The 22,600-nt window shown below is 59.0% G+C and carries 16 protein-coding genes; 9 read left to right on the forward strand and 7 right to left on the reverse strand.

Translation table 11 applies throughout. The annotated features are described in order from the left end of the window. Positions 1-2: 2 nt before the first annotated feature. The 4 genes from ligA to WC392_07930 are packed head-to-tail and all read right to left on the reverse strand — an operon-like array spanning position 3 to position 10,682. Positions 3-2,018, reverse strand: a complete 2,016-nt coding sequence (gene ligA, locus WC392_07915) for an NAD-dependent DNA ligase LigA (GenBank protein ID MFA5242286.1) — start codon at positions 2,016-2,018, stop codon at positions 3-5. After that, positions 2,018-3,232: a cell division protein ZipA C-terminal FtsZ-binding domain-containing protein gene (locus WC392_07920; GenBank protein MFA5242287.1), complete on the reverse strand. Its 1,215-nt coding sequence runs from the start codon at positions 3,230-3,232 to the stop codon at positions 2,018-2,020. The genes ligA and WC392_07920 overlap by 1 nt, the downstream gene beginning before the upstream one ends. Before the next feature lie 39 nt (positions 3,233-3,271). Then, a complete protein-coding gene (gene smc / locus WC392_07925; GenBank protein ID MFA5242288.1) occupies positions 3,272-6,778 on the reverse strand; it encodes a chromosome segregation protein SMC in 3,507 nt (1,168 codons plus the stop codon). 49 nt (positions 6,779-6,827) lie between these two features. Further along, positions 6,828-10,682, reverse strand: coding sequence for a DUF1631 family protein (locus WC392_07930; protein ID MFA5242289.1), 3,855 nt, complete (start codon positions 10,680-10,682; stop codon positions 6,828-6,830). A gap of 235 nt (positions 10,683-10,917) precedes the next feature. On the opposite strand from WC392_07930, the gene queF reads away from it, so the two are divergent. The 8 genes from queF (at position 10,918) to WC392_07970 (ending at position 19,193) form a co-directional block, all read left to right on the forward strand. Next, positions 10,918-11,337: a preQ(1) synthase gene (gene queF, locus WC392_07935; GenBank protein MFA5242290.1), complete on the forward strand. Its 420-nt coding sequence runs from the start codon at positions 10,918-10,920 to the stop codon at positions 11,335-11,337. 84 nt (positions 11,338-11,421) lie between these two features. Then, a complete protein-coding gene (locus WC392_07940) occupies positions 11,422-12,678 on the forward strand; it encodes an FGGY-family carbohydrate kinase (protein ID MFA5242291.1) in 1,257 nt (418 codons plus the stop codon). Then, positions 12,662-13,228: a PilZ domain-containing protein gene (locus WC392_07945; protein MFA5242292.1), complete on the forward strand. Its 567-nt coding sequence runs from the start codon at positions 12,662-12,664 to the stop codon at positions 13,226-13,228. The genes WC392_07940 and WC392_07945 overlap by 17 nt, the downstream gene beginning before the upstream one ends. 11 nt (positions 13,229-13,239) lie before the next feature. Beyond that, the gene (locus WC392_07950; GenBank protein MFA5242293.1) at positions 13,240-15,093 is read left to right on the forward strand and encodes a diguanylate cyclase; all 1,854 of its coding nucleotides are present in this window, start codon (positions 13,240-13,242) and stop codon (positions 15,091-15,093) included. Next, complete coding sequence (locus WC392_07955; GenBank protein ID MFA5242294.1) at positions 15,090-18,278, forward strand: DUF559 domain-containing protein; 3,189 nt, start codon at positions 15,090-15,092, stop codon at positions 18,276-18,278. Before WC392_07950 ends, WC392_07955 begins: the two co-directional genes overlap by 4 nt. Then, on the forward strand, positions 18,203-18,496 hold the full coding sequence (locus tag WC392_07960) for a hypothetical protein (protein ID MFA5242295.1): 294 nt from the start codon (positions 18,203-18,205) through the stop codon (positions 18,494-18,496). The genes WC392_07955 and WC392_07960 overlap by 76 nt, the downstream gene beginning before the upstream one ends. Positions 18,497-18,499: 3 nt before the next feature. Continuing rightward, complete coding sequence (locus tag WC392_07965; GenBank protein MFA5242296.1) at positions 18,500-18,820, forward strand: nucleotidyltransferase domain-containing protein; 321 nt, start codon at positions 18,500-18,502, stop codon at positions 18,818-18,820. Further along, positions 18,804-19,193 (forward strand): HEPN domain-containing protein, encoded by a 390-nt coding sequence (locus tag WC392_07970; GenBank protein MFA5242297.1) that lies wholly within the window; start codon positions 18,804-18,806, stop codon positions 19,191-19,193. Before WC392_07965 ends, WC392_07970 begins: the two co-directional genes overlap by 17 nt. A 37-nt stretch (positions 19,194-19,230) precedes the next feature. Here the strand turns inward: WC392_07970 and WC392_07975 are convergent, their stop codons facing one another. After that, positions 19,231-20,136, reverse strand: a complete 906-nt coding sequence (locus WC392_07975) for an AEC family transporter (protein ID MFA5242298.1) — start codon at positions 20,134-20,136, stop codon at positions 19,231-19,233. Positions 20,137-20,274: 138 nt separating this feature from the next. Between WC392_07975 and WC392_07980 the strand changes: the two genes are divergently transcribed. Next, complete coding sequence (locus tag WC392_07980) at positions 20,275-21,294, forward strand: AAA family ATPase (protein ID MFA5242299.1); 1,020 nt, start codon at positions 20,275-20,277, stop codon at positions 21,292-21,294. Here WC392_07980 and WC392_07985 read toward each other — a convergent pair. Both WC392_07985 and WC392_07990 read right to left on the reverse strand, forming a co-directional pair. Then, positions 21,284-21,655 (reverse strand): VOC family protein, encoded by a 372-nt coding sequence (locus WC392_07985; GenBank protein MFA5242300.1) that lies wholly within the window; start codon positions 21,653-21,655, stop codon positions 21,284-21,286. The two genes, WC392_07980 and WC392_07985, sit on opposite strands and share 11 nt — an antisense overlap. After that, on the reverse strand, positions 21,642-22,541 hold the full coding sequence (locus tag WC392_07990) for a DMT family transporter (protein MFA5242301.1): 900 nt from the start codon (positions 22,539-22,541) through the stop codon (positions 21,642-21,644). The genes WC392_07985 and WC392_07990 overlap by 14 nt, the downstream gene beginning before the upstream one ends. Positions 22,542-22,600: the final 59 nt, after the last annotated feature.

Genomic DNA, 22,600 nt, shown 5'->3' on the forward strand with positions numbered 1-22,600 from the left:
GATTATCCTTTAAGTAATTCGAGCAGTTCGTCTTCATCCAGAATCTTGATACCAAGCGCCAGGGCCTTGTCATATTTACTACCCGGATCGGCGCCGGCCACCACGTAGTGGGTTTTTTTCGATACGCTGCCGCTCACCTTGCCGCCCAGCGCCTCGATCGCTTCCTTTGCCTGCTCGCGCGAAAGATTGGGCAGCGCGCCGGTAAGTACAAAAGTTCTGCCGCTCAGCGCGCCATTCGCCGGCCCCGCACCCACCTCTTCCGGCCATTCCACACCCGCACCGCGCAGCTGTTCGATCACCTCGCGGTTATGTGTTTCAGCAAGGAATTCCAGGATACTTTGCGCCACCACCGGGCCGATGTCCGCCACCTGCTGCAGGTCGGCCATATCCGCTTCCATCAGTCCTTCCAGATTGCCGAAATGGCGCGCCAGCTCCTTGGCCGTGGCCTCGCCCACGTTACGGATGCCCAGTGCGTAGACAAAGCGGGCCAGCGTTGTGCGCTTGCTCTTTTCAATGGCGTCGAGGGTATTCTGCGCGGATTTCTCCGCCATCCGTTCCAGGCCCGCCAGTGCCGGCATGCCGAGCCGGTATAGATCCGCCGGATTGTGGACGATCTCCTTGTCCACCAGTTGCTCCACCAGCTTGTCGCCCAGGCCCTCGATATCCATGGCACGGCGGCTGGCGAAGTGCAGCAGCGCCTGCTTGCGCTGCGCCGGGCAATACAGGCCGCCGCTGCAGCGCGCCACGGCTTCTTCCGGATCGCGCGCCACATGGGAACCGCATACCGGGCAGGCCGTTGGCATGACAAAGGCCACGGCCTGGGCCGGGCGTTTTTCCGGCACCACGCCGACCACCTCGGGAATCACATCCCCGGCACGGCGCACGATTACCGTGTCGCCAATGTGCACATCCTTGCGCCGTATTTCGTCCTCGTTATGCAGGGTCGCATTGGTCACCGTCACGCCGCCGACAAACACCGGCCTGAGGCGTGCCACTGGCGTCAGTGCGCCGGTGCGGCCAACCTGCACGTCGATGCCCAGCACCTCGGTCAATGCTTCCTGCGCCGGGAATTTGTGCGCCACGGCCCAGCGCGGGGCGCGGGAAACGAAACCGAGCTGCGCCTGTTGCGCGAGCGAATTGACCTTGTACACCACGCCGTCGATTTCATAGGGCAGGCTGTCGCGCGTAACGCCAATAGCTCGATAATATTCCAGCAAACCGGACACCCCTTGCACCACCTTGCGTTCGGGGCACAATGGAAAATGCAGGGCGGCAAGAAAATCCATGGCTTCGGAGTGGCAGCTAAAATCCGGCCCGCCTTCCACCACCCCAAGGCCATAGGCAAAGAAGGTCAGGCGCCGCCGGGCGGTAATTTTCGAATCGAGCTGGCGCAGGGAGCCGGCAGCGGCATTGCGCGGATTGGCGAATTCCTTCTCCTCGCGTTCGCGCTGGTCCTGGTTCAGCCTGGCGAAATCCGCCTTCTGCATCAGCACTTCGCCGCGCACTTCCAGCAGGGCCGGCACATTCGAGCCGTGCAGACTGAGCGGAATCGACTTGATGGTGCGCAGATTCGCCGTCACGTCTTCACCGGTAAAGCCATCGCCCCGCGTTGCTCCACTGACAAGTAAACCATTTTCATATGACAGACTGATGGCAAGGCCATCGAACTTGGGCTCGACCGCATACTCGATCTGCTCCTGTCCCAGCGCCTCGCACGCACGCCGGTCGAAGGCCGTGGCGTCCTCATCTTCAAAAGCGTTGTTAAGAGAAAGCATCGGCGTGCGGTGCTGCACCTGCTCGAACTGGGGCAGCGGCGCCCCGCCCACCCGCTGCGTGGGCGAATCCGGGGTCAGCAGTTCGGGGTATTGCACCTCAAGCTGCTGCAATTCAACGAACAGGCGATCATATTCGGCGTCGGGGATGGAAGGCGCATCGAGGACATAATAGAGATAATTATGGCGTTCGATTTCCTCGCGCAGGAGCCGCGCGCGTTCGGCGGCTTCATGGGGCAAACTCATCAGGCAAACAATCTTCTGCTGCACGGGCCGCCGGGGCTGATGCCGCGCTGCTCCATCTTGTGGTAGATGGCGGCCAGCTGCTGGCGGATCTTGTCGATGCCGGCGTCGGTCAGTTCGCGGCGGTTGTCATCCACCATCAGGGCAGACAGCGGCCCGGCAAACTGGCGCGCGGCCAGCAGCATCTGGTTGAAAGCCTGAATACCCCCTGCCGCCTTGGGTACGTCGAACAGGAAAGTCACGCCATGGGTGGCAAGGTGTTTCATCGCATCCGCACTGAATGGTACGGGTTCGAGATTGCCAAGCGAGAACAGCTGTGCGCCATCATCATTCAGGAAATGGAAGCTGCCGTCAGGCATCAGTTTCATGCCGGCAGATTCAGCCAGCCCGCGCAGCTTGGTGCCGGCGAAGGGCGCGCCATCCCTGGAGATGACATTGAAGCCGATGAGCACATCCACATCGGCACAGAACTGGTCCAGATCGGCAGCAGCAGCCAGCGCAAGCTGTTTGTCAGGATAGTTGATCACTGCATAAAGATTGGCGGCAACGGCCTGAGTCATGTCGCAAAAAGCATCCAGCTCTTCGCCGCTAACCGGGCCATTGCGGTCGGAAAGTTGCAGGCATGCGGCCAGTTTTACAAATTCCGCGCCGGGCACAGCCTGGGCAATCGCTTCCCAGTTGGTGTGGTGGTGACGCTGCCCCAGCCAGCGCACTGGCTTGCTGATGGGCTTCATTTGTTGCAGCACCAGCACCAAGGCATGCGCCGATATCGGGTCGCTGGCGCTAAGGCCTGCAACATACTCGGTCGCAGCATCGGGTTCCAGGGGAATTTCAGGCATGGGTAGCGGAGTTGGCGCTGCTGCAAATGGCTCGGGCTCGGGTTCCGCTTCAATCCGGGTGTGCTCCGTTGCAGGAGGCAGCACTTCTGTTTCTTCGCTTTCCTCCGCGACGGGAGGATTCCAGGCGGGCGGGCTATCCTGCCCAAACTCATCTTCGTACTCATCCGGCACTTCGATAGCATCGCGAGGCATCGCGTCCAGCATGGGCTCGACACGCTCCGGATGCGGCTCCGGATGCAGCAATATGTCATCGTGCCGAGACGTAAAACGCTGTTCGGCCTGGCGCCGGTATTTACGTTCCTGCCAACGGTTGAATGCCAGCACGGCAAAAATCACCACCACGCCAATGGCCAACAGGCTTACTTGCAGTTCATTCATATTCGGATTCTTTGATTGTCCTGACTATTTTAAGCGAGATTATACCGCCGCTGCGTCCTTGAGACGCACTGCTTCTTCCAGATCCACCGCCACCACTCTTGAAACGCCAGATTCCTGCATGGTCACCCCTACCAGCTGCTCGGCCATTTCCATGGTGATTTTATTATGACTGACAAATACAAACTGTATGTTTTGTGACATTTTTTTCACCAATTCGCAAAAGCGCTCGGTATTGCTGTCATCCAGCGGCGCATCCACTTCATCCAGCATGCAGAATGGCGCCGGATTGAGCTGGAACATTGCAAACACCAGCGCCAGCGCGGTGAGCGCCTTTTCGCCCCCGGACAGCAGCTGGATCGAGCTGTTTTTCTTGCCCGGCGGCTGGGCGAACAGCGTCACCCCGGCATCGAGAATTTCTTCCCCGCTCATTTCCAGGCGGGCAGTGCCGCCGCCAAACACCGCCGGAAACAACTCGCCGAAATGGCGGTTCACGGTATCGAAAGTTTCCTGCAGGCGCGAGCGGGTTTCGCGGTCGATGCGGCGGATCGCCTGCTCCAGCGTATCCATCGCCTCGGCCAGATCGTTTGCCTGAGCATCGAGATAGTGCTTGCGCTCGCGGCTGCTGTTCAGCTCCTCCAGCGCAGCGAGATTGACTGCTCCGAGCGCCTCGATTTCCTCCGCCAGCCGCTCTACCTGGACCTGTAACTCTGCTGCCCTGGCGCGTTTTTCCAGCAATGGCAGCAAGGCTGCAAGATCCGCAGCGGCAGCAAGCAGCTGTTCGTTCCACTGCTCCTCCGCCAGGCGCGCCTCCTGCTCCCTGAGACGCGCCTGTTCCAGGCGGTCGCGCATGGGGTGCAATGCCTGTTCGCTGGACAAGCGCTGCTGTTCCAGTTGTTGCAGGGCCTGGCTGACGCCGGCCAGCACATCGCGCGCCTCGCCCAGGCTTTTTTCCCGCTCCTGCCGCTGTTGCAGGGCTTGCTGCAACAGGCCGCCAAGGTCAACCAGCGTCTGTTCGCCGGTTTCCTGTTCGAGCTCGCCGATGCGTTGGCTTAGTTGTTCGCGTTGACTGGCAAGGGTAGCCAGAAAGCGTTCCTGCTCGTCAATTTTGCCGGCACAGTTGCTCTGCCGGAATCCGGCTTCCTGCACGGCGCGTTCGGCAGCCTGCACAGTCTGGCGTTGGCGGTTCACGTCGCTTTCAAGCCCGCCGCGCTCGTGCCTGGTATCTTGCAGACGTTCCTGCAGCAGCGAAATCTGTTCCTGCTGCATCTCGATGTTGTATTCGTGCTCGCGCGCTTGCGCCATCTCGATTTCCAGCTGGGCCGCAATATCGCTGCTCTCATGCTCGATCTGTTGGCGGCGTTGCAGGAGGTGCTGCTGCTGTTGTGCAAGCCGCTCCACTTCCAGGTGCAGGCGGTGATGGCGCTGCTGGTAATCGGCGCATTGCCCGCGTGCGACGGCAAGCCTGGACTGAAATGCTTTCAGTACCGATTCTGCCGTCGAATAATCTGCCTGTCGTGCCTGTACGTCCAGGCTGCCCCGTTCCATCTCATCACCGAGCGCTTCGATCTCGCGCTGCCGGGACAGCACGCCGTGCAACTCGGACTGGGGCGCATAGTAATTAACGCTGGAGCGGGTAAAAACATGCCCTTCAGGACAAACCAGATATTCACCAGCATGCAGTTGCTGGCGCTTGCTCCAGGCCTCGCCGCAGTCTGCAACGGTATAAACACCATGCAGCCATTCATCCAGCACCGCTGCCGGGCCTTGCACCATTTTCCGCAGGGGAATGAGTTCCGGACTGCATGAATCAAAAACTTCCTGCCGCGCCTCATACAGCGCAAGCGGGGCCGGTGGCGCGTCGGCCAGCCAGGCTTGTGCATCAGCCCTATCCGGCAAGGCAACGGCCTTGAGGCGTTCGCCCAGTATGCTTTCAAGCGCGTTTTCCCAGCCCGGCTCGATGCAAACCGCCTGCCACAGGCGCGTTAGCACATCCAGCTTGTGCTTCTCCAGCCAGGACTTGAGCTTGTGGTTGTGTTCAAGGCGGCTTTGCACCTGTTGCAAGGCATGCAGTTTGGCTTCGATCCGGGTGGCGTGCTGCTGGGCCGCATGCACGGCATGCTGGGCCTCGCGTTGGGCCAGCTCCAGGTCGGGCAATTCCGTGCGCAAAGCCTCTTGCCGGGATTGTGCCTGTTCAAGCTGGGCGGACAGTTCCGCCAGTTCTTCCTGGCGGCCGGACAAGCCCGCCTCGTCCGGCTGCGGCAGGGTGGAGATTTCCTGCTGCAAGCGCAGGTATCGTGCATCCAGTTGCTGTGCGGTCTTTTGCGCGTGGCTGCGATGCGTTTCCTCGATCTGCAAGGCTTGCTCGGCCTGAGTCAGCTCGCGCTGAATTTCGCTTAAGCGGTGCTGGCAATCGCGAAATGCAGTTTCCGCCAGGGGCAGTTTATCTTGCGCTTCTTCGATGGCGAGTGCAGTTTCTTCCATTCGAAGCAGCGCGATTTCCTGCTCATCGCGCCAGTGGGCCAGGCTCGCTTCGGCCTGCTGTTGCTGCTGCCGCAACTGGTTTTCCTGACTGTGCCAGGCCTCAAGCTGATGGACAAGGCGCTGTTGCGTTTCGCGCTGGTGCTGCAAGGCCTGCTCCACTCTGGCCACTTCGGCATTGGCGGCATAAAGCTCACCTTGCGCGGCATGCAGCGCATCGCCAGCGGCATAATGCCCGGCGCGAGCGGCTTCGAGCTGGCTTTCGGCTTTGCGTAGCGCGGCAGATTCCGCCTCCAGTTCGTTGAGCAGTTTTTCCACCTGTTGCCGGGCGCGTTCCCGCGTCAGCGCGGCTTCCTGTTTTTTTACCAGCCACAGCAAATGCCGGGTGGTCTGCATCTCGGCCTGCAGGCGATGGTATTGCTGCGCCACCCCGGCCTGTGTTTCCAGGCGCTGCAACTGTTTGTCCAGCTCCTGGCGCACATCTTCAAGCCGGGCAAGGTTTTCGCGCGTGTCCTTGAGGCGTGTCTCGGTTTCGCGGCGCCGTTCCTTGTATTTGGAGATGCCAGCAGCTTCTTCGAGGAAAATGCGCAAATCCTCCGGCCGCGCGTCGATAATGCGCGAGATCATGCCCTGCTCGATGATGGCATAGGCGCGCGGGCCCAGGCCGGTGCCGAGGAACATGTCGGTAACGTCGCGGCGCCGCACATGCAGGTTGTTGATGAAATACTGCGATTCGCCATTGCGGTGTAAAACCCGCTTGACACTGATCTCGGCATACTGCGACCACTGCCCTGCCGCCTTGCCCAGGCTGTTGTCGAATTTGAGCTCCACGCTGGCGCGCGACACCGCTTTGCGCGTGGCCGCGCCGTTAAAAATAACATCCTGCATGGAATCGCCGCGCAAAGCGGAAGCACGGGATTCGCCCATTACCCAGCGAACCGCATCGATCACATTCGATTTGCCGCAGCCATTCGGACCAACCACACCCACCCGCTGCCCCGGCACCGGGATGGTGGTGGGATCAACGAAAGTCTTGAAACCGGCAAGTTTGATGTGGGTGAGGCGCAAGAGTTCTAAACAGCAGTATTTATGAGTGACGCGGGTGAAGGCAAAGAAGCTAGCTTCCCAGAACTTTCATGTTTCTGGGTTTTCCCAGGTAGTAGCCCTGGGCGTAATCGACCCCGATCTGGCGCAGCATTTTCAGCACTGCCTCGCTCTCGACCCGTTCGGCAATAATTTTCTTGCCCATGAAATGGCCAATTTCGGTGATGGATTTTACGACGGCGAAATCATATGGATTCTGGTCCATCTTATCCACAAAGGTGCCATCGATCTTGAGATAGTCCACTGGCAGATTTTTCAGGTAGGAATAGGAGGATTGCCCGCTTCCGAAATCGTCAAGCGAGAAAGAGCAGCCGCTCTGCTTCTTCAATTCGCTGATAAATTCCGAGGCGCTCGACAGGTGAGAGATGCCTACCGTTTCAGTGATTTCGAAACAGACCTTATTCATCGGAATTTTGTAAGTTTCCGCCTGGCTGATAACAAAATCGATCAAGCCTTCCTCATTGAGGGAAGCGCCAGACAGGTTGATGGTCAGCCCGCCCAACTCATCCAGCCTGTCGCGGCGTTCCGCCATCCAGCGAAAGGCGTGTTCAATCACCCAGCGATCAACGCTGGACATGCGGCGAAAATGTTCGGCCGCCATGATCAGGTCAACCGGAGAGATCAGATTCCCATTACCATCCGGCACACGCAACAACACCTCGGAGTGATGCACGGCCACGTTGTTTCCGTTGATACTGACAATAGGCTGGCAGCGTAATTCGAAGGTGCTTTTGTCCAGGGCTTCGTCTATCCGGCTTACCCATTTGACGGTGTTGATATGGCGCGCCAGATTGGCTTCGTCAGGGCGATATACCTGTACGTAATTACTGCCCTTGGAGCGCGCAATTCGGCAGCTTGCTTCGGCTGCCTGCATCAACGATTCAATACTTTCACTTTCGCGGTTGATTTCCACCACCCCGGCACTGAAGGATAGGGACAGGCTTTTATCCCCCGAAGTAAAGCGGTAGGCCCGGAAAGCGCCAGTCAGGCGGGAAGTCATGCGCAACGCATCATCAAGGCTACAGTTCTCGATCAACATGGCAAATTCGTCGCCACCGATACGAGCCTGCAAGCCATCTTCACCCAATTCCTGTTTAAGCAGCCGGGATGTCTCGACCAGCGCGCGGTCACCCCCTTCGTAGCCGAAGGTGTTGTTGACTACGCTGAATTGCTCCAGGTCGAGATAGCACAGGATCGAAGACATGCCTGAGTCATGCACCCTGGTCAGGGTTTCCGCCAGGCGTTTTTCGAATTCACGGCGGTTGATGAGGCCGGTCAGTTGATCGTGCGTGGTTTCATGCAACAACTGGCGATGCATCTTTTGCAGCATGGTGGACTGCGCACGGTCGACCAGTTGTTCGTTGGCGTCATCCAGAACCTCAAGCTCGCTGGCGCGCAGGGATTGCGCAAGGTCATCCTGGCTGAGTGTTTCTTCCCTCAATCCCTGAGCATTGACGAAAACGAATTTATCCAGATTTTTGGCCACCCAGGCCAGTCGTACGCGTTTTTGCTGCTCGCCGCGCCCCAGCATCAGCCAGTTGCCGACTTTCAGCCGTCGCACATGCCTCCTGAATTCGTCCAGGGTTTCGTCTTTTTGGACTGGCGGCTCTTCGCCAGCCAGCTGTTGCAGCCCGTTCAGAAATTTCCCCAGCTTGCTCGTCATGTTTTCCGGTTTTTCAAGCTTTGCGCGCTGTTCCTCGGTTTCACAGCTGGCCACAAGGTCGCGGATATTCCCTTCATAAGCCTTGTGCTGGACATGCACCAGCAGGCCAACTTCCTTCAGCATTTTCTGCAGCAGGCCCGGCGTAACCTCATCGGCAGAGGAGATTTCCGCAAGCAAGCCGTCAATTTTCTTTCTGACCGCATTTTCGACCTTGGAGTCCGCGCTGAATAATTCCAGCTCGGCGATCTGGTTGATCAGTTGACGAGCGAGGTGCGACTTGTCGTAAAACAGCGAATCGTCGCGCAACGCCATTTTGATCAGCGGGATCGAAAGCTGGTTGAGCCAGGGCTTGACCGTGTCAGCCACCAGATTGTCGGCCAGCACCGAATCAAATAGATTGCCGCCGATTTGCAGAATATTGGTTTCACGGCTCGGCACTTCCCTTGCTTCGTCGCTCGGAGCGGCATCCGCCAGTTCCGACTGGAGCTTTTGCATGAAATCGTGATGAAAACTGTCACCCTGCTGCTTGCCGGGCATATCCATCCTGATTCGCGAGAGTGCCGACAACACTTCGTCCGTCGTGAAGTGAAGCGGTTCAACAGGCTGGCTTGCCATCGTGGCTTCGCTGCCTGGGCCGGGTGCGGGTGCTGGAATGAACCCTCCGCCTTCCGCAGATGCCGCCTGATAAGGTGCCGGCCCCTGGCCGCCTGAGTGTGCCGTTTGTACCGGCTGCCTGGCTGGCTGGGACGCAGGCACCGAAAGTTGCTGCTGCAACTGGCCAAGACCCTGGATCAGGCGATACCAGTCCTGTGACGATTGCTGCATGGCTGCGGGTGCCGCCGATGGCTGATCAGCGCCTGAAAAAGGAGGGGCTCCAGCCCCGGAAGCCACGGGTGGCATGGGTGGCATGGGTGGCATGGGTGGCATGGGTGGCATGGGTGGAAAAGGCTGCGCCACAGGCGGCAAGGGATTGCCGGACGAGAAGAAGGTGTCCGCGGGCTGTGCGGGTGGCACAGGCTGCCCGGTGATGCTCTCCTCGGATGCCGGATTGGCTTGCTGCAAAGTTTCCGTCTCGAACGGCGGGGGCTGCACCGGTTCTGCCCTGCGTGCCGAATAGGCCTGCTGCGGCTGTTTCTTTCCCTGAGGACGCAAGACGGGTAACACTCCAGCGTCGATCAAAAGCCGGTTGAGTGCGGCATACAGCTCACCGGTCTGGCTGCACAACACATTCTTGAAGACCTTGCAGCTGCTTGATGCAATCTTGCGCTCAAGCCCAAGCGTGCCCAGCGCTTCCTGAAAAATCTGGCTGATGGTGCCCGGTCCAAAGGGGTTGTTTTCCTTGTCGACGGGCTGCTGGAAGATGACGCTGAGGCGCCGCTCCAGCGCGTTAAGCTCTTCCTTGTGTTCAAGCTCGGCCGCGCGAGCCATGTCTGTAAAGGAAAGCCAGTCCTCGAAAACATCGTCTTCAACCAGCGAGAGCGACAATTCGCCACCGCTTCCCGATGTCTGGGCGCTCTTCCCGGCATTGCCGGCCAGCAATGGGGTCTGCCTCAAACGCGCCTGCATCCGCATCAGAAATTCGCGGCTGAACTCTGCACCGTCCTTGGTGAAAACGCTCGATGCGTTGTAACAGGCATTTTTCTCGGCAATGGTGCGGCCTTCTCCTGCAAGGTTGAAAAAATACTCTATTACCTGTTCCTGAAAAGCCTTCGCAATGGGTTCGAGTTGCTCCTCGACCATCTGGCCGCATGCCCTGAGAAGAGATTCACCAGCCGGGTCAATTTTGCCTGGAACATCCGTGCTTTCAGATTTTTTCCGGGTACTGCGAGCCCGCCCGGGTGGGGGGTTCCTGGTGTATTCATGGAGGACATGAAGGGCTTCGAAATCGGGATTGATAAAAGCAATCCCGGCGCTTTCATGGTCTGCCCTGGCGACCCGCCCCTGAAAGTGCAAGGCTTGAATGCCGCCGGATGTGGGCACCGAACAGCGAATCTCGATAATCTGGCCACGAACCGGGGCAGAATCAGGAGGATAAGGGAAAGAGAGAAATATCCCCCCGGGGCAGAAATCCAGAATCTCGATCGCGCAAACTGGCTGCTGCGGAATGGTACACTCACCCGCCAGGAAAATGGTATTGCGCGTGAAAGCGCGCTTTTCCCTGCCTGGTGAAGCCGACTGCATCTCATCCTGTGTGTCGCCAATCATCCAGTACCCATCCTCAAGTTATCAACAGTTGCATAACATCACCCGGATCAAGCAGGAGCTTCTGTTTTACGTTAACCAGCGCCTACCTGCATGATAACCAAGGTTTGCACGTCAATGCTATACGCTTGGAAGAGGTTGCAGCAAAAAATCCAGGCCAGGGCACCAGACTGTCCGGACGTTTCGTGAGCGGGCACACGCGTTATAATGCCCTTCATTTGACCCTCCGGAACAAGCCATGCCAACTCAACCCAGCAAGGAACTCGAAACTTTCGACAACCCCTATCCGGAACGTGATTACCATATCCACATGGAAATTCCGGAGTTTACCTGTCTGTGCCCGAAAACCGGCCAGCCGGACTTCGCGACCCTGATTCTGGACTATATCCCTGACCAGAAATGTGTCGAACTGAAAAGCCTGAAAATGTATATGTGGTCCTACCGCAATGAAGGTGCGTTCCACGAGGCGGTGACCAATCATATTCTGAATGATCTGGCGGCCGCCACCGAGCCGCGCTTCATGCGCCTGACGGCCAAATTCTATGTGCGCGGCGGCATCTTCACCAACGTCGTGGCGGAACAGCGCAAGCCGGAATGGCAGCCTCTGCCGCACGTTGATCTGACTGCATTCGGGGCGAATTCGAACACGCGCGGGTAAGAATTTCGGGACAGGAGAACCATCATCGACCAAGCACCGATCCCGCCTCACCGGTCCCGCCTCACCCCTCACGCCTTTTTAGGCATTGATTTCGGCACCACTGGCGCCCGCGCCATGGTGATTGATGATGCGGGAGAAATCCTTGCCCAGTGCCGCCATGATTTCCACGGCGAACAATCCGGCCCGCTGTGGCGTACTGCACTGTTCGAGCTGATTTCGCAAATCCCTTTTGAGCTGCGCAATGTCCTTCGCGCCATTTCCATCAACGGCACCTCCGCCACGGTGCTTTTGTGTGATGCGGCAGGCGAGCCGCTGAGCGCTCCCCTGCTGTACAACGACACCTGTGCCAGCAGGGAAGCCGAAGCGCTCATGCAAATGGCGCCCCGCAATCATGTCGCCGCCACACCCGCATCCGGGCTGGCGAAACTAATATGGTTCAGCCGCCAGCCGGAATTCGGCGCAGCCGCCAGTTTCATGCACCAGGCTGACTGGCTGGGCTTTCTGCTGCACGGCCAGTTGGGGATCAGCGATTACCACAATGCCCTGAAATCCGGTGGTGACCCCGAAACGCTCGATTATCCCGCATGGGTCAAGGCACTTCCGGTTTCCGCCCTGCTGCCTCAAATCGTCGAACCCGGCGCTGTCATCGGCACAATCAGCAGTCGCATCGCGCACCATTTCGCCCTGCCCAGGGATTGCGTGGTGCGCGCCGGTACCACCGACAGCATTGCCGCTTTCCTTGCAACCGGGGCAGGCAAGCCGGGCGAAGCGGTCACCTCGCTCGGCTCCACCCTGGTCCTGAAGCTGCTTTCCGAGCGGCGCGTGGAAAGCGCCCAGCACGGCATCTACAGCCACCGCTGCGGGAATCTGTGGCTCACCGGAGGCGCATCCAACAGCGGCGGCGCGGTGCTGCGGGCATTTTTCGATGACGCCGGGCTACACAGCCTGAGCCAGCGCATTGATCCAGGCCAGCCCAGCGGGCTCGATTATTACCCCCTGCTCCAGCCCGGCGAGCGCTTCCCGCTCAATGACCTGGCTTACCCGCCGCGCCTTGTTCCCAGGCCGGATGATGACGCCATTTTCCTGCACGGCCTGCTGGAAGGTATTGCCCGTATCGAAGCCCGGGGCTACCAGTTATTGCAGGAACTGGGCGCCACGCCGCTGGTTTCCGTCCGGAGCGCCGGGGGTGGAGCCAGCAACCCGGCCTTCAGCGCCATCCGTGCTCGCCTGCTGGGCGTACCCATGCAAGCGGCGCTCCACGCCGAGGCAGCCTATGGCAGCGCCCTTCTCGCCAGGGATGGCACGCAATTGTTATACTCCGGCCATGACAAATCAATCTGAGCCACAGGGTATTTTCTACGCGGCAGACCTGCCTCTGAGCTGGACCGCTCTCAGCCGCCTGCAGCCAGTGCAAACCGAACAATGGCAGCACGATACGGCAGCCCTGCTGCGCGCGCTGGCGGTGATCGAGGCCCCCGTTGTCGAGACGGACAGGGATATTTCCTCCTCCAGCGTGAAATCCATGGAAAGGCTGGAAGCGAAGCTGGACCTGGCTCTCAGCCTGATGATGCAGCTTGTGCGCCAGCAGGCCGAACTACCCACGCCAAGCCCCGTCATCCTGCGCGCCAATTCTGTGGAATGGCTTGGCACGAGCCTCCCCGAACCAGCCCAATTGATTCTGGTTTCCCTCCATCTCAGCCCCAGGCTGCCCCAGGCGCTGCACATTCCCGCCACCGTGGCTGCCGTGGAGCAGCTGGAGAATGGCGCCAGGGTGCATGCAAATTTCACCCATCTGAGCCAGGAAGTGGAAGAGTGGCTGGAGCGCACCCTGTTCCGCTTCCATCGCCGCAGCATTCAGCAAAGCCACTCCCGGCAGCACGGCGAAAACTGAATATTTCCAGCATGCGCGCCCTGATTCGCGGTAAACGCTTTGGCATGGCAACGGACGAGTACAGCCTCGCCAGATTCGAGAATTTGCGCGGCCACACGATTGCGCTTGGATTCACCGCAGTATTTCTGCTGTGGGGGCTCTGGGCATGGGCCTGGAGCATCGCCCCGGCTCACGCGCCGGATACACTGGGCTGGTTCCTTGTAATGGGGGCTTTACTGGCCATCTATCCCATTGCCCTGCTCAGCGGTTTATCCCTGCGCGCCCTTCCCTGGCTGCTTTATGCGCTGCTGATGGCGGCGCAGGGCATGTTTCTGTATATCCTGGTATTGCTGGGCGCAGCGGCCCAGGGGAGCGCCGGTTTTCTCTTCTGGTTCCTTGCGCCCCCGCTGCTGGCATTCATTTTCGGCTGGCGCATCAATCTGACCGGCAGCCTTGTGCTGCTACTCTTTCCCAATCTGCTGGTTGCTGTATTCGGGAAATTTTCCGGCTTCGATTTGCTGCAATTCAATCTGCTCGCCCTCCCGGCCATGACCATCGCCCTCTTTGTCAGCCACCTGGCAGACCAATGGCTGCGCCAGATCCACGACCTGCACAAACAGATCGCGTGGCGCAACGTCGCCATAGCCTCGTCGGGAGAAGCGCTGCTGGTCACCGGCCGGAACGGGCGGATTGAGCACGTCAACCCGGCTTTTACCGGGAGCACGGGTTATACGCCGGAAGAAGTCATCGGCAACAAGCCCTCGCTGCTCAAAAGCGGCTTCCATGACAGCGCCTTTTACGAAACCATGTGGACCACCCTGCTCAACGGCCAGGTCTGGCGGGGCGAAATCATCAACCGCCACAAGGACGACACATCCATCACCCTGTGGACGAACATTTTTCCGGTTGCGGGCCGCGATGGCAGCCCGGAAAAGTTTGTCGCCCTGTCGAGCGACATCACCTCGCGCAGGCAACTGGAGGAAGAAGTCGCTCTCGGCAACGCCGAACTGGAAGCCATATTCACCAATGCCGGGGTGGGCATCGCGCTGCTCGATTCATGGGGGCGTTTTATCAAGGCCAATGATTTCTGGCTTTCGATGTTTGGATATTCCCGCGAGGAAACGATTGCTTCGCTCAATCACACGGACATTTCCAACGATGATGACGTGGTGGATCACCGGCACCTTTTCGTCGCCCTCGCCAGCGGCGAACTCCCCAGCCACCACAGCGACCGGCGCTTCGTATGCAACGGTGGCAGGGTATTCTGGGGCCACATCTCGATGACACCGGTTAAAAACGAGGCGGGCTATATCCGCGCCATCATCGCCATCGTGCAGGACATCGACGAGCGCAAGCTGCTGAAAGACAAGCTTGAATCCATGGCGCATTACGATGCGCTCACCGGCCTGCCCAACCGTGCCCTGTTTTTCGACCGCCTGGGACAAGCCATTACCCAGAGCAAGCGCAGCCAGGGCCAGTTCGCGCTGATGTTCGTCGACCTGGACGGCTTCAAGGCGGTCAACGATACTTTCGGCCACGACACCGGCGACGCCCTGCTCAAGGCCGTGTCGGAACATCTGCTGGAGTGCGTGCGGGAATCCGATACCGTGGCACGCATGGGCGGCGACGAATTCACCATCATCCTGCGCGCCATACGTGGCCAGGAGGATGCCGCCCATGTGGCGGAGAAAATTCTCGCCACGCTATCCCACCCCTACCACCTGCTCGGCCATGAATGCCGTATCGGCGCATCCCTGGGCATCGTGCTCTATCCCCGGCACGGCAAAAATGCCGAGGACCTGCTGAGCCAGGCTGACAACGCCATGTACGCCGTCAAGAAAGCAGGCAAGAACGCCTACCGCTTCGCCGAGGACAATTCCGCATGACCCCCCAAGCATTCATTCAAAAATGGAAAGCCTCGCAACTCAAGGAACGCTCTGCCTCGCAGGAGCATTTCCTCGACCTGTGCCGCCTGATCGGCCAGCCCACTCCCGCCGAATCTGACCCCGATGGCAGTTGGTACACCTTCGAGCGTGGCGCACGCAAGACCGGCGGCGGCGAAGGCTGGGCGGATGTATGGAAAAAGGGCTGTTTCGCCTGGGAATACAAGGGCAAGCACAAGGACCTGACAGCCACCTTCGCCCAGCTCCAGCGCTACGCCATCGCGCTGGAAAACCCGCCCCTGCTGGTGGTTTCCGACATGGAAACCATCGTCATCCACACCAATTTCACCAATACCGTACAGGAAATCCACACCATCGCGCTGGAAGACATCGTCGCGCCGGAAAACCTGCAAAAACTGCGCCGGCTATTCAGCGATGCGGACCAATTCCGCCCCACCCGAACCACCTTCGCCGTCACCGAGGAAGCCGCCCAGCGCATGGGCGAAGTCGCCAAACGCCTGACCGGGCACGGTGAAGCGCCGCAAACGGTGGCCCATTTCCTGATCCAGTGCGTGTTCTGCATGTTCGCCGAGGACGCCGGCCTGCTGCCGCAAAAGCTGTTCGAAACCGTGCTCGACAAATCCAACCCTGATGGTTCGAAGGCCCAGTCGCGCCTCGCCGCCCTGTTCCAGGCCATGCAGGGCGGCGGGGATTTTGCGCTGGAAAACATCCCCTGGTTCAACGGCGGCTTGTTCAAGGAAATCGCCGTCCCCGCCCTGGAAACCGCCGACGTGGTGGCCCTGCTGGATGCGGCGCGCATGAACTGGAGCGCCATCGAACCCGCCATCCTCGGCACCCTGTTCGAGCGCGGCCTCAATCCCGACATGCGCAGCCAGCTTGGCGCCCACTACACCGACCCGGCCACCATCATGAAGCTCATCCGCCCGGTGATCGAAGCGCCGCTGCTGGCTGAATGGCAGGCCGCGCACCAGGCCATCGGCACCGCCATGGAAAAATACCTGCAAGGCGGCAAAGGATCGCAGGCCGCCCTCAAGGAAGCGCAAGCCGCCTTCATCGGCCATCTGGAACGGCTGAAAGCCTACCGCGTGCTCGATCCAGCGTGCGGGTCGGGCAACTTCCTCTATCTGGCACTGAAAACACTCAAGGACCTGGAACACCGCGCCAACCTCGAAGCCGAAGCCCTCGGCCTGCAACGCCAGATCGGCATCGACACCGGCCCCGCCAACGTGCTGGGCATCGAACTCAACCCCTACGCCGCCGAACTGGCCCGCGTCACGGTGTGGATCGGCGAACTGCAATGGATGCTGGGCCACGGCTACTCCGTGCCGCGCGACCCGATTCTGCGGCCACTGGATCATATCGAGCAGCGGGATGCGGTGTTGGAGTGGACAGCTGTCAGCGGTCAGCCTTCAGCAAATGCGCTGGAACCGGAATGGCCGGAGGTGGACGCCATTGTCGGCAATCCGCCGTTTCTGGGTGGAAGCAAGAAGCGAGGGGAATTGGGAGATGCTTATTTCGAAGCGCTCAACCGCGTTTATAAAAACCGCGTGCCAGGCGGCGCAGACCTGGTGACCTACTGGTTCGAGAAGGCGCGCGCGCAGATCGAGCACGGCAAGGCCAAAGCGGCAGGGCTGGTTGCGACCAACTCGATACGCGGCGGAACCAATCGCAAGGTGCTAGAACGCATCGTTTCCAGCAGCACAATTTTCGAAGCCTGGAGCGACGAGGAATGGGTCAACCAGGGCGCAGCAGTGCGGGTATCTCTGGTGTGCTTCGGGGCAAAAAGCCCCTCCACCCCCGGGGGAGGGGTTGGGGAGGGGGAAAATATTGAGCAGGGTAGAAACATTGCTTCCCCCAAACTACCATTATCTGAAAAAACAAAGGAATTCGCCCGCGCCTTACGCAAGAATGCAACAGATGCGGAAAACTTACTGTGGCAGCTATTGCGGAAAAATCAGCTACTCGGTTATGGTTTCCGCCGACAGCACCCGATCGGCCGCTGCATCCTCGATTTCTATTGCCATCAAGCAAAACTCGCCATTGAACTGGACGGAGGGCAACATGCCGAACCTGAGCAACAGGCGCATGACGAGAAGCGCTCGGCTTACATGGCTGACCAAGGTATCAGCGTGCTGCGCTTCTGGAACAACGAGGTGCTGGAGAATACGGAAGGTGTGCTGCAAAGTGTGTTTGATTGGCTGAGCGAATTTTCCCCCACCCCAACCCCTCCCCCGAAGGTGGAGGGGCTTTCTGCCATGCTCGACGGACAGTCGGTGGCTGCTATTCACGCTGATCTGACTGGGGGATCGTTAATCCACATTGGCAGTGGGATGAATTTAACTCTGGCCAAACCGCTCAAGGAAAATGCAGAAGTTTGTTTTGCTGGAACCAAAAAATACGGTGATTTCGACATTCCCGGCGAACTGGCTCGGCAGTGGCTCAAACTACCTAACCCCCATGGAAAATCAAATAGCGAGGTGGTAAAGCCATGGCGTAATGGGCAAGACATTACAGGCAGGCCATCGGATACTTGGATAATTGATTTTGGCGTGAACACCTCTGAGGAGGTTGCAGCTCTTTATGAGGCGCCATTCGCTTACGTGATTGAGCACGTTAAAAACACAAGGAAAGACAGCAAATGGTGGCTTCATGAACGGCCTAGGCCAGAGTTGCGCAAAGCATTACATGCAAAAATTAACAGTTACATAGTTACTCCTCAAACGTCAAAGCACCGGCTTTTCGCTTGGCTCCCAGTAGCTATACTGCCGGATCAAGCATTGAACGTCATAGCACATTCAGACGACGCAACCTTCGGCATACTCCATTCCCGTTTGCACGAGTTGTGGTCACTACGCTTGGGCACTTCACTGGAAGATCGCCCACGCTACACGCCCTCATTTACCTTCGAAACCTTCCCTTTCCCGTCGGGCTTCGCTCCCTCATTCCCAGCCCTTCTCCCGGCGGAAGAAGGGAGTCAAAGCCCCTCCACCCTCGGGGAGGGGTTGGGGTGGGGGAAAATATCGCCAGCGCCGCCCGCAAACTCGACCAACTGCGCAACACTTGGCTCAATCCGCCCGAGTGGGTGGACTGGGTGCGTACCCTGGAAGAAGAAAAGGCCGGATTCCCGCTGCGCCCCATACCCAAGCCGGGCCATGAGGCGGAACTGAAAAAGCGCACCCTGACCAATCTCTACAACGCCCGCCCCGCCTGGCTGGCCAACGCGCACAAGGAACTGGACCAGGCCGTGGCCGCCGCCTACGGCTGGGAGGACTACACCCCGGAGATGCCCGATGAGGAGATTTTGCGCCGCCTGCTGGCGCTGAACCTGGAGCGAAGTTCAGGGGTATTGGCGCCTATCCATCCCGACCGGGTTGTGAAACAATAAGCCATGCTGACTCCTGACGCCATTTATTCCGCCGTGCAAAAGCTGGTTGCAGCCGCGCAACCGAGCCGGGTGATCCTGTTTGGTTCCTATGCTCGCGGCGAAGCCGGGGAGGATTCCGATCTTGACCTGCTGGTGGTCGAGCAACAGGTGGAAAACCGGGGTGCGGAAATGGTGCGCTTGCGCCGCGCTATCGGGCGTGTGGGGACCGGTGTCGATGTCCTGGTGTATTCCGAGGCAGAAGTGGCAAGGCGCGGCAAAGTGCCTGGAACAGTGATTTACTGGGCGCTGCACGAGGGCAAAACACTGTATGACGCCCGCGCTTGAGGAGGCCTTGCGCCTGTTGCGCATAGCACAGGGCGACCGCGACGCTTTTCTGGTACTGAAGGATTCGCCCCATATCCGCTTGCCTGTCGCTTGTTTCCACGCCCAGCAAGCGGTGGAAAAGGCGCTCAAGGCGGTGCTGACGGTGAAGGGATTCCCCTTTCGCCGTACTCATGAACTTTCCGAACTGGCTCAGTGGGTATCGGATTGTGGCATTTCCCCGCCTGTGTCGCAGGATCAACTGGATGCGCTCAATCCCTATGCGGTGGTGTTTCGCTATGACGACACTGAAATCGAGACATTGAGCCGTGATGAAGCGCTTGATATTGTGAGTGGCGTGCTTGAATGGGCGGAGTGCGTTGTTCAACCCACATGATGTAAAAAGCCAGCATTAATAGCCTATTTCCGTAGTTTTACACCCCCCGCATCACCCACCACCACCCTGTCAGGGTAAAAAACGACAGAATCAGCCCCACTGCCACCATCAGGTTTGCCAGCACCGGATCAAGATCGTGCTCGGCGGCCACGATGGCGGCGGTGATCATGGGCGGCATGGCGGCTTCGAACAGCGTGACCTGGATGTGCTGGCCACTTGCGCCGAGCAGCGGCACATACAGCAGGAAGATTGCCAGCGGAGCAAGCAGCAGCTTGAACCCCAGACCGAGCGCGAGATTGCGGCCATTGCCGGCGATATGCCCCAGCCTCAGTTGCAGCCCTACCGACAGCAGGGCCAGCGGCGCCAGGGTATCGCCCAGCCGCCTCAGCAGCAGCGTGAACCATTCTGGATAGTCCACGGGAATCAGCGCCAGGGAGAGAAGCAGCGCGACGAAGGGCGGAAACAGCACGATACGCCGCAGGATGGCCCGGGCACTGGGTGCGCCGGAAGAATACAGCCCTGCCACGGTGATGCCGAGAATGGAGAGCACCAGAAAGCTGCCCAACTGGTCGGCGATCAGGCCGGTGACGATGGCTTCCTTGCCGTAATAGGCCTCGATCATCGGCAGGCCGAGGAAAGATGTGTTGCCCAGCCCGCCGGTCAGCATCAGCGCCCCCACGGTGGGACGCGGCAGCCCCAGCCATTTGCCCGCCTGCCAGAAAAATCCGGCCGCCAGGGCGAAATGGATCCATGCCATTGCAGCAATGAAAGCCACGTCCCCGCTCAGCTTGAGGTCGTGAATATAGAGCAGCGCCAGCGCCGGCAGCGAAACATGGATGACGAAGCTATTGAACGTGGCGGGTGCGTGCTCCGGCATCCGTCCAAAACGCCGCAGCAAGATGCCGGCGATAAAGCAGGTGACGAGGAGGATGATATTGTTCATGGCGGCATAGTATATGGCACAACATGAGGCATTTACCAAGGGTACGGTCCGCTTGATTTCATGTGGAAAGACTGGCTTGTCCGCCAGTCATCCGCAACGCATAATCACCTTACCTGCCGCAACCTTGGAACAATTCAAATGGATATACCGAACGGCCAGCAAACACCGGGCAAGAAACTGACACCCAGTGCGATCGTGAGCTACTTTGACCAGTATGTCATCGGCCAGGAAGAGGCCAAGAAGATTCTGGCCGTGGTGGTCTACTCGCATTACCGGAAGATGGGAAAAGCAAATCAGGGCCCGGTTGAAATCGCCAAGAGCAATGTTCTCCTGATCGGCCCGACCGGCACGGGCAAGACCCTGCTGTGCGAAACCCTGGCGCGCGCCATTGGCGTGCCTTTCGTCACCGCGAATGCGACTTCCCTGGCGCAATCGAAATACGTCAACGAGGAAATCGAGGCGGTCCTGCTGAGGCTGCTGGACAGGGCGGGTGGAGATATGGACAAGGCGCAGCGCGGGATTGTCTTTATCGACGAAATCGATAAATTGAAATCGACCGATAGCCAGCGCGCCACTTCCGGCGAACGCGTGCAGCACGCCCTGCTGAAGATCATGGAAGGCGCGCCAGTCAGGCTGGGAAGCACGCAGAGCATGGACACCACCAATATTCTGTTCATCTGCGCCGGGGCATTTTCCGGGCTGGATACCATCACCGCCAACACCCATGCCTTTGGCTTCATTTCCATTGGCGATGCGGACAACCAGAAGGTGCTCGACCGGCTGAATTCGCGGGTGAAACCTACCGACCTGTTCGAGTTCGGGCTGATCCCTGAATTCGCCGGGCGCTTGCCGGTAATTGCGAGCTTCAAGGATCTGTCCAAGGAGATGCTGCTGAAGATCATGGTCGAACCGAAGAACTCAATCTATAACCAGTTCCGGGAAATCCTGAAGAACGAGGGCGTCGAATTGAGCATCGGGCATCGGGTTTTCGAGCAGATCGCAGATCTGGCTTTCGAATACAAGGTAGGGGCCCGCAGCCTGCGGGGCATTTTCGAGGAGATGATCACACCCGTGCTTTACGTCACGCCGGATCGGCCAGAAATACGCAAGGTCGTCATCCAGTCATTGTTCGAAGAGCCTGATTTCATTACGGATTAGCCACCAGCTCCAAGGCATTGCCATCCGGATCACGGCAAAACAGGGCGGGACGGCCGGAACGGCTCATGGTGTAGGGAATGCCGGCCTGCTCTAGGGCGAGCTTTGCTTGCTCAAGGCTATCCACGCCCAGCGCAAGGTGGCGATCGCGCCCGCCATGTTCCGGCCGGCCAGTGAGTGGATCGGGATTGGGCAACACCAGCAAGTGAATCTGCTGTGGACCGATTTCATACCAAACGCCGTCAAACGACATTTCAGGACGGCTTGAACTGGGTGTCAATTTCAGTACACCCTCGTAAAAATTACGCGACTTGATCAGGTTTGATACCAGTATAGATGTATGAAGAAATTCAGTGACTTTCATGCATATCCTCATGCTGTTTTTCAAGTTTTCCGGAAAACAGGCTGGCAGCCACGATCATCGCGCCACCGATCCATTCTTGCGCTTTCATGACCTCTCCGGCGAGGAAATACGACGAAATCGCAGCCACCACCAGTTCAAACAGAAAGATTACGATGGCCTGATTGGCGGGGGTGTGGGCGAGACCGAATTGCACCGTCAGTGTGACGCAAAAAATAGCCCCGCCAATCAGCAGCAACCACAGCCATCCGCCCGGCGGCAGACTGAGCAGGGGGCTGGCCTCGGCTGGCGACCAGAGAATCGGCAGCAAGGAGAGCAGTGCCACCCCAAGCCAGATACTTACCGACTTGGTCTGGACATCCAGATCATGCGCCTTGCGCGCCAGCACATTGGAAAGCGCGAACATCAGCCCGGCGGAAAGGCCCAGCCACTCCGCCCGGTTCTGCGGCAGCGGCAAGCCGAATTCAGGGCGCCATAACATCACCACCGCGCCCGCCAGCGAAAGCACCATGACGCCGTAACCGGCGAGGATGGGTTTCTCGCGCAACAGCAGATGAGCAAAAATCACGGTCCAGAAAGGCGAGAGATAAAACAACAGCAGCACCCGCATGATTTCGCCGTCGATCACGGCCAGCACATAGGCCAGATTGGTCCAGCCCGCGCTGACTCCGATCAGGATGGCCAGCCATCCCGCGCGGGGAACCCGGTTGAAAGCGCCGCGAAAAAAAATCAGGCCCAGCGCCAGGGCCACAATGTAGGTCAACAGGCTGGAAAGTGAGCCGGAAATCCCGGCCTCGGCAAGCAGCCGATAGGGATACCAGATCACCCCCCAGACCACTGCGCCGGAGAGCAATCCGGACACCGCCAGAAATTTCTGTTTTGCAACCATGCTCAACACTTCTATAATTTCCAGTTTACGCCTTGGATGAATGCAGTCACTCGATGCAA

Source organism: Sulfuricella sp. (genome assembly GCA_041651995.1).
Lineage (GTDB): Bacteria > Pseudomonadota > Gammaproteobacteria > Burkholderiales > Sulfuricellaceae > Sulfurimicrobium.

Excerpts from the sequence above, each read along its gene's own strand:
- WC392_07930 (MFA5242289.1), bottom strand. The coding sequence starts at position 10,682 with ATGATTGGCGACACACAGGATGAGATGCAGTCGGCTTCACCAGGCAGG.
- WC392_07965 (MFA5242296.1), top strand. The coding sequence starts at position 18,500 with ATGCTGACTCCTGACGCCATTTATTCCGCCGTGCAAAAGCTGGTTGCA.
- WC392_07975 (MFA5242298.1), bottom strand. The coding sequence starts at position 20,136 with ATGAACAATATCATCCTCCTCGTCACCTGCTTTATCGCCGGCATCTTG.
- WC392_07990 (MFA5242301.1), bottom strand. The coding sequence starts at position 22,541 with ATGGTTGCAAAACAGAAATTTCTGGCGGTGTCCGGATTGCTCTCCGGC.
- queF (MFA5242290.1), top strand. The coding sequence starts at position 10,918 with ATGCCAACTCAACCCAGCAAGGAACTCGAAACTTTCGACAACCCCTAT.
- WC392_07950 (MFA5242293.1), top strand. The coding sequence starts at position 13,240 with ATGCGCGCCCTGATTCGCGGTAAACGCTTTGGCATGGCAACGGACGAG.
- WC392_07955 (MFA5242294.1), top strand. The coding sequence starts at position 15,090 with ATGACCCCCCAAGCATTCATTCAAAAATGGAAAGCCTCGCAACTCAAG.
- ligA (MFA5242286.1), bottom strand. The coding sequence starts at position 2,018 with ATGAGTTTGCCCCATGAAGCCGCCGAACGCGCGCGGCTCCTGCGCGAG.
- WC392_07970 (MFA5242297.1), top strand. The coding sequence starts at position 18,804 with ATGACGCCCGCGCTTGAGGAGGCCTTGCGCCTGTTGCGCATAGCACAG.
- WC392_07985 (MFA5242300.1), bottom strand. The coding sequence starts at position 21,655 with ATGAAAGTCACTGAATTTCTTCATACATCTATACTGGTATCAAACCTG.
- WC392_07980 (MFA5242299.1), top strand. The coding sequence starts at position 20,275 with ATGGATATACCGAACGGCCAGCAAACACCGGGCAAGAAACTGACACCC.
- WC392_07945 (MFA5242292.1), top strand. The coding sequence starts at position 12,662 with ATGACAAATCAATCTGAGCCACAGGGTATTTTCTACGCGGCAGACCTG.
- WC392_07920 (MFA5242287.1), bottom strand. The coding sequence starts at position 3,232 with ATGAATGAACTGCAAGTAAGCCTGTTGGCCATTGGCGTGGTGGTGATT.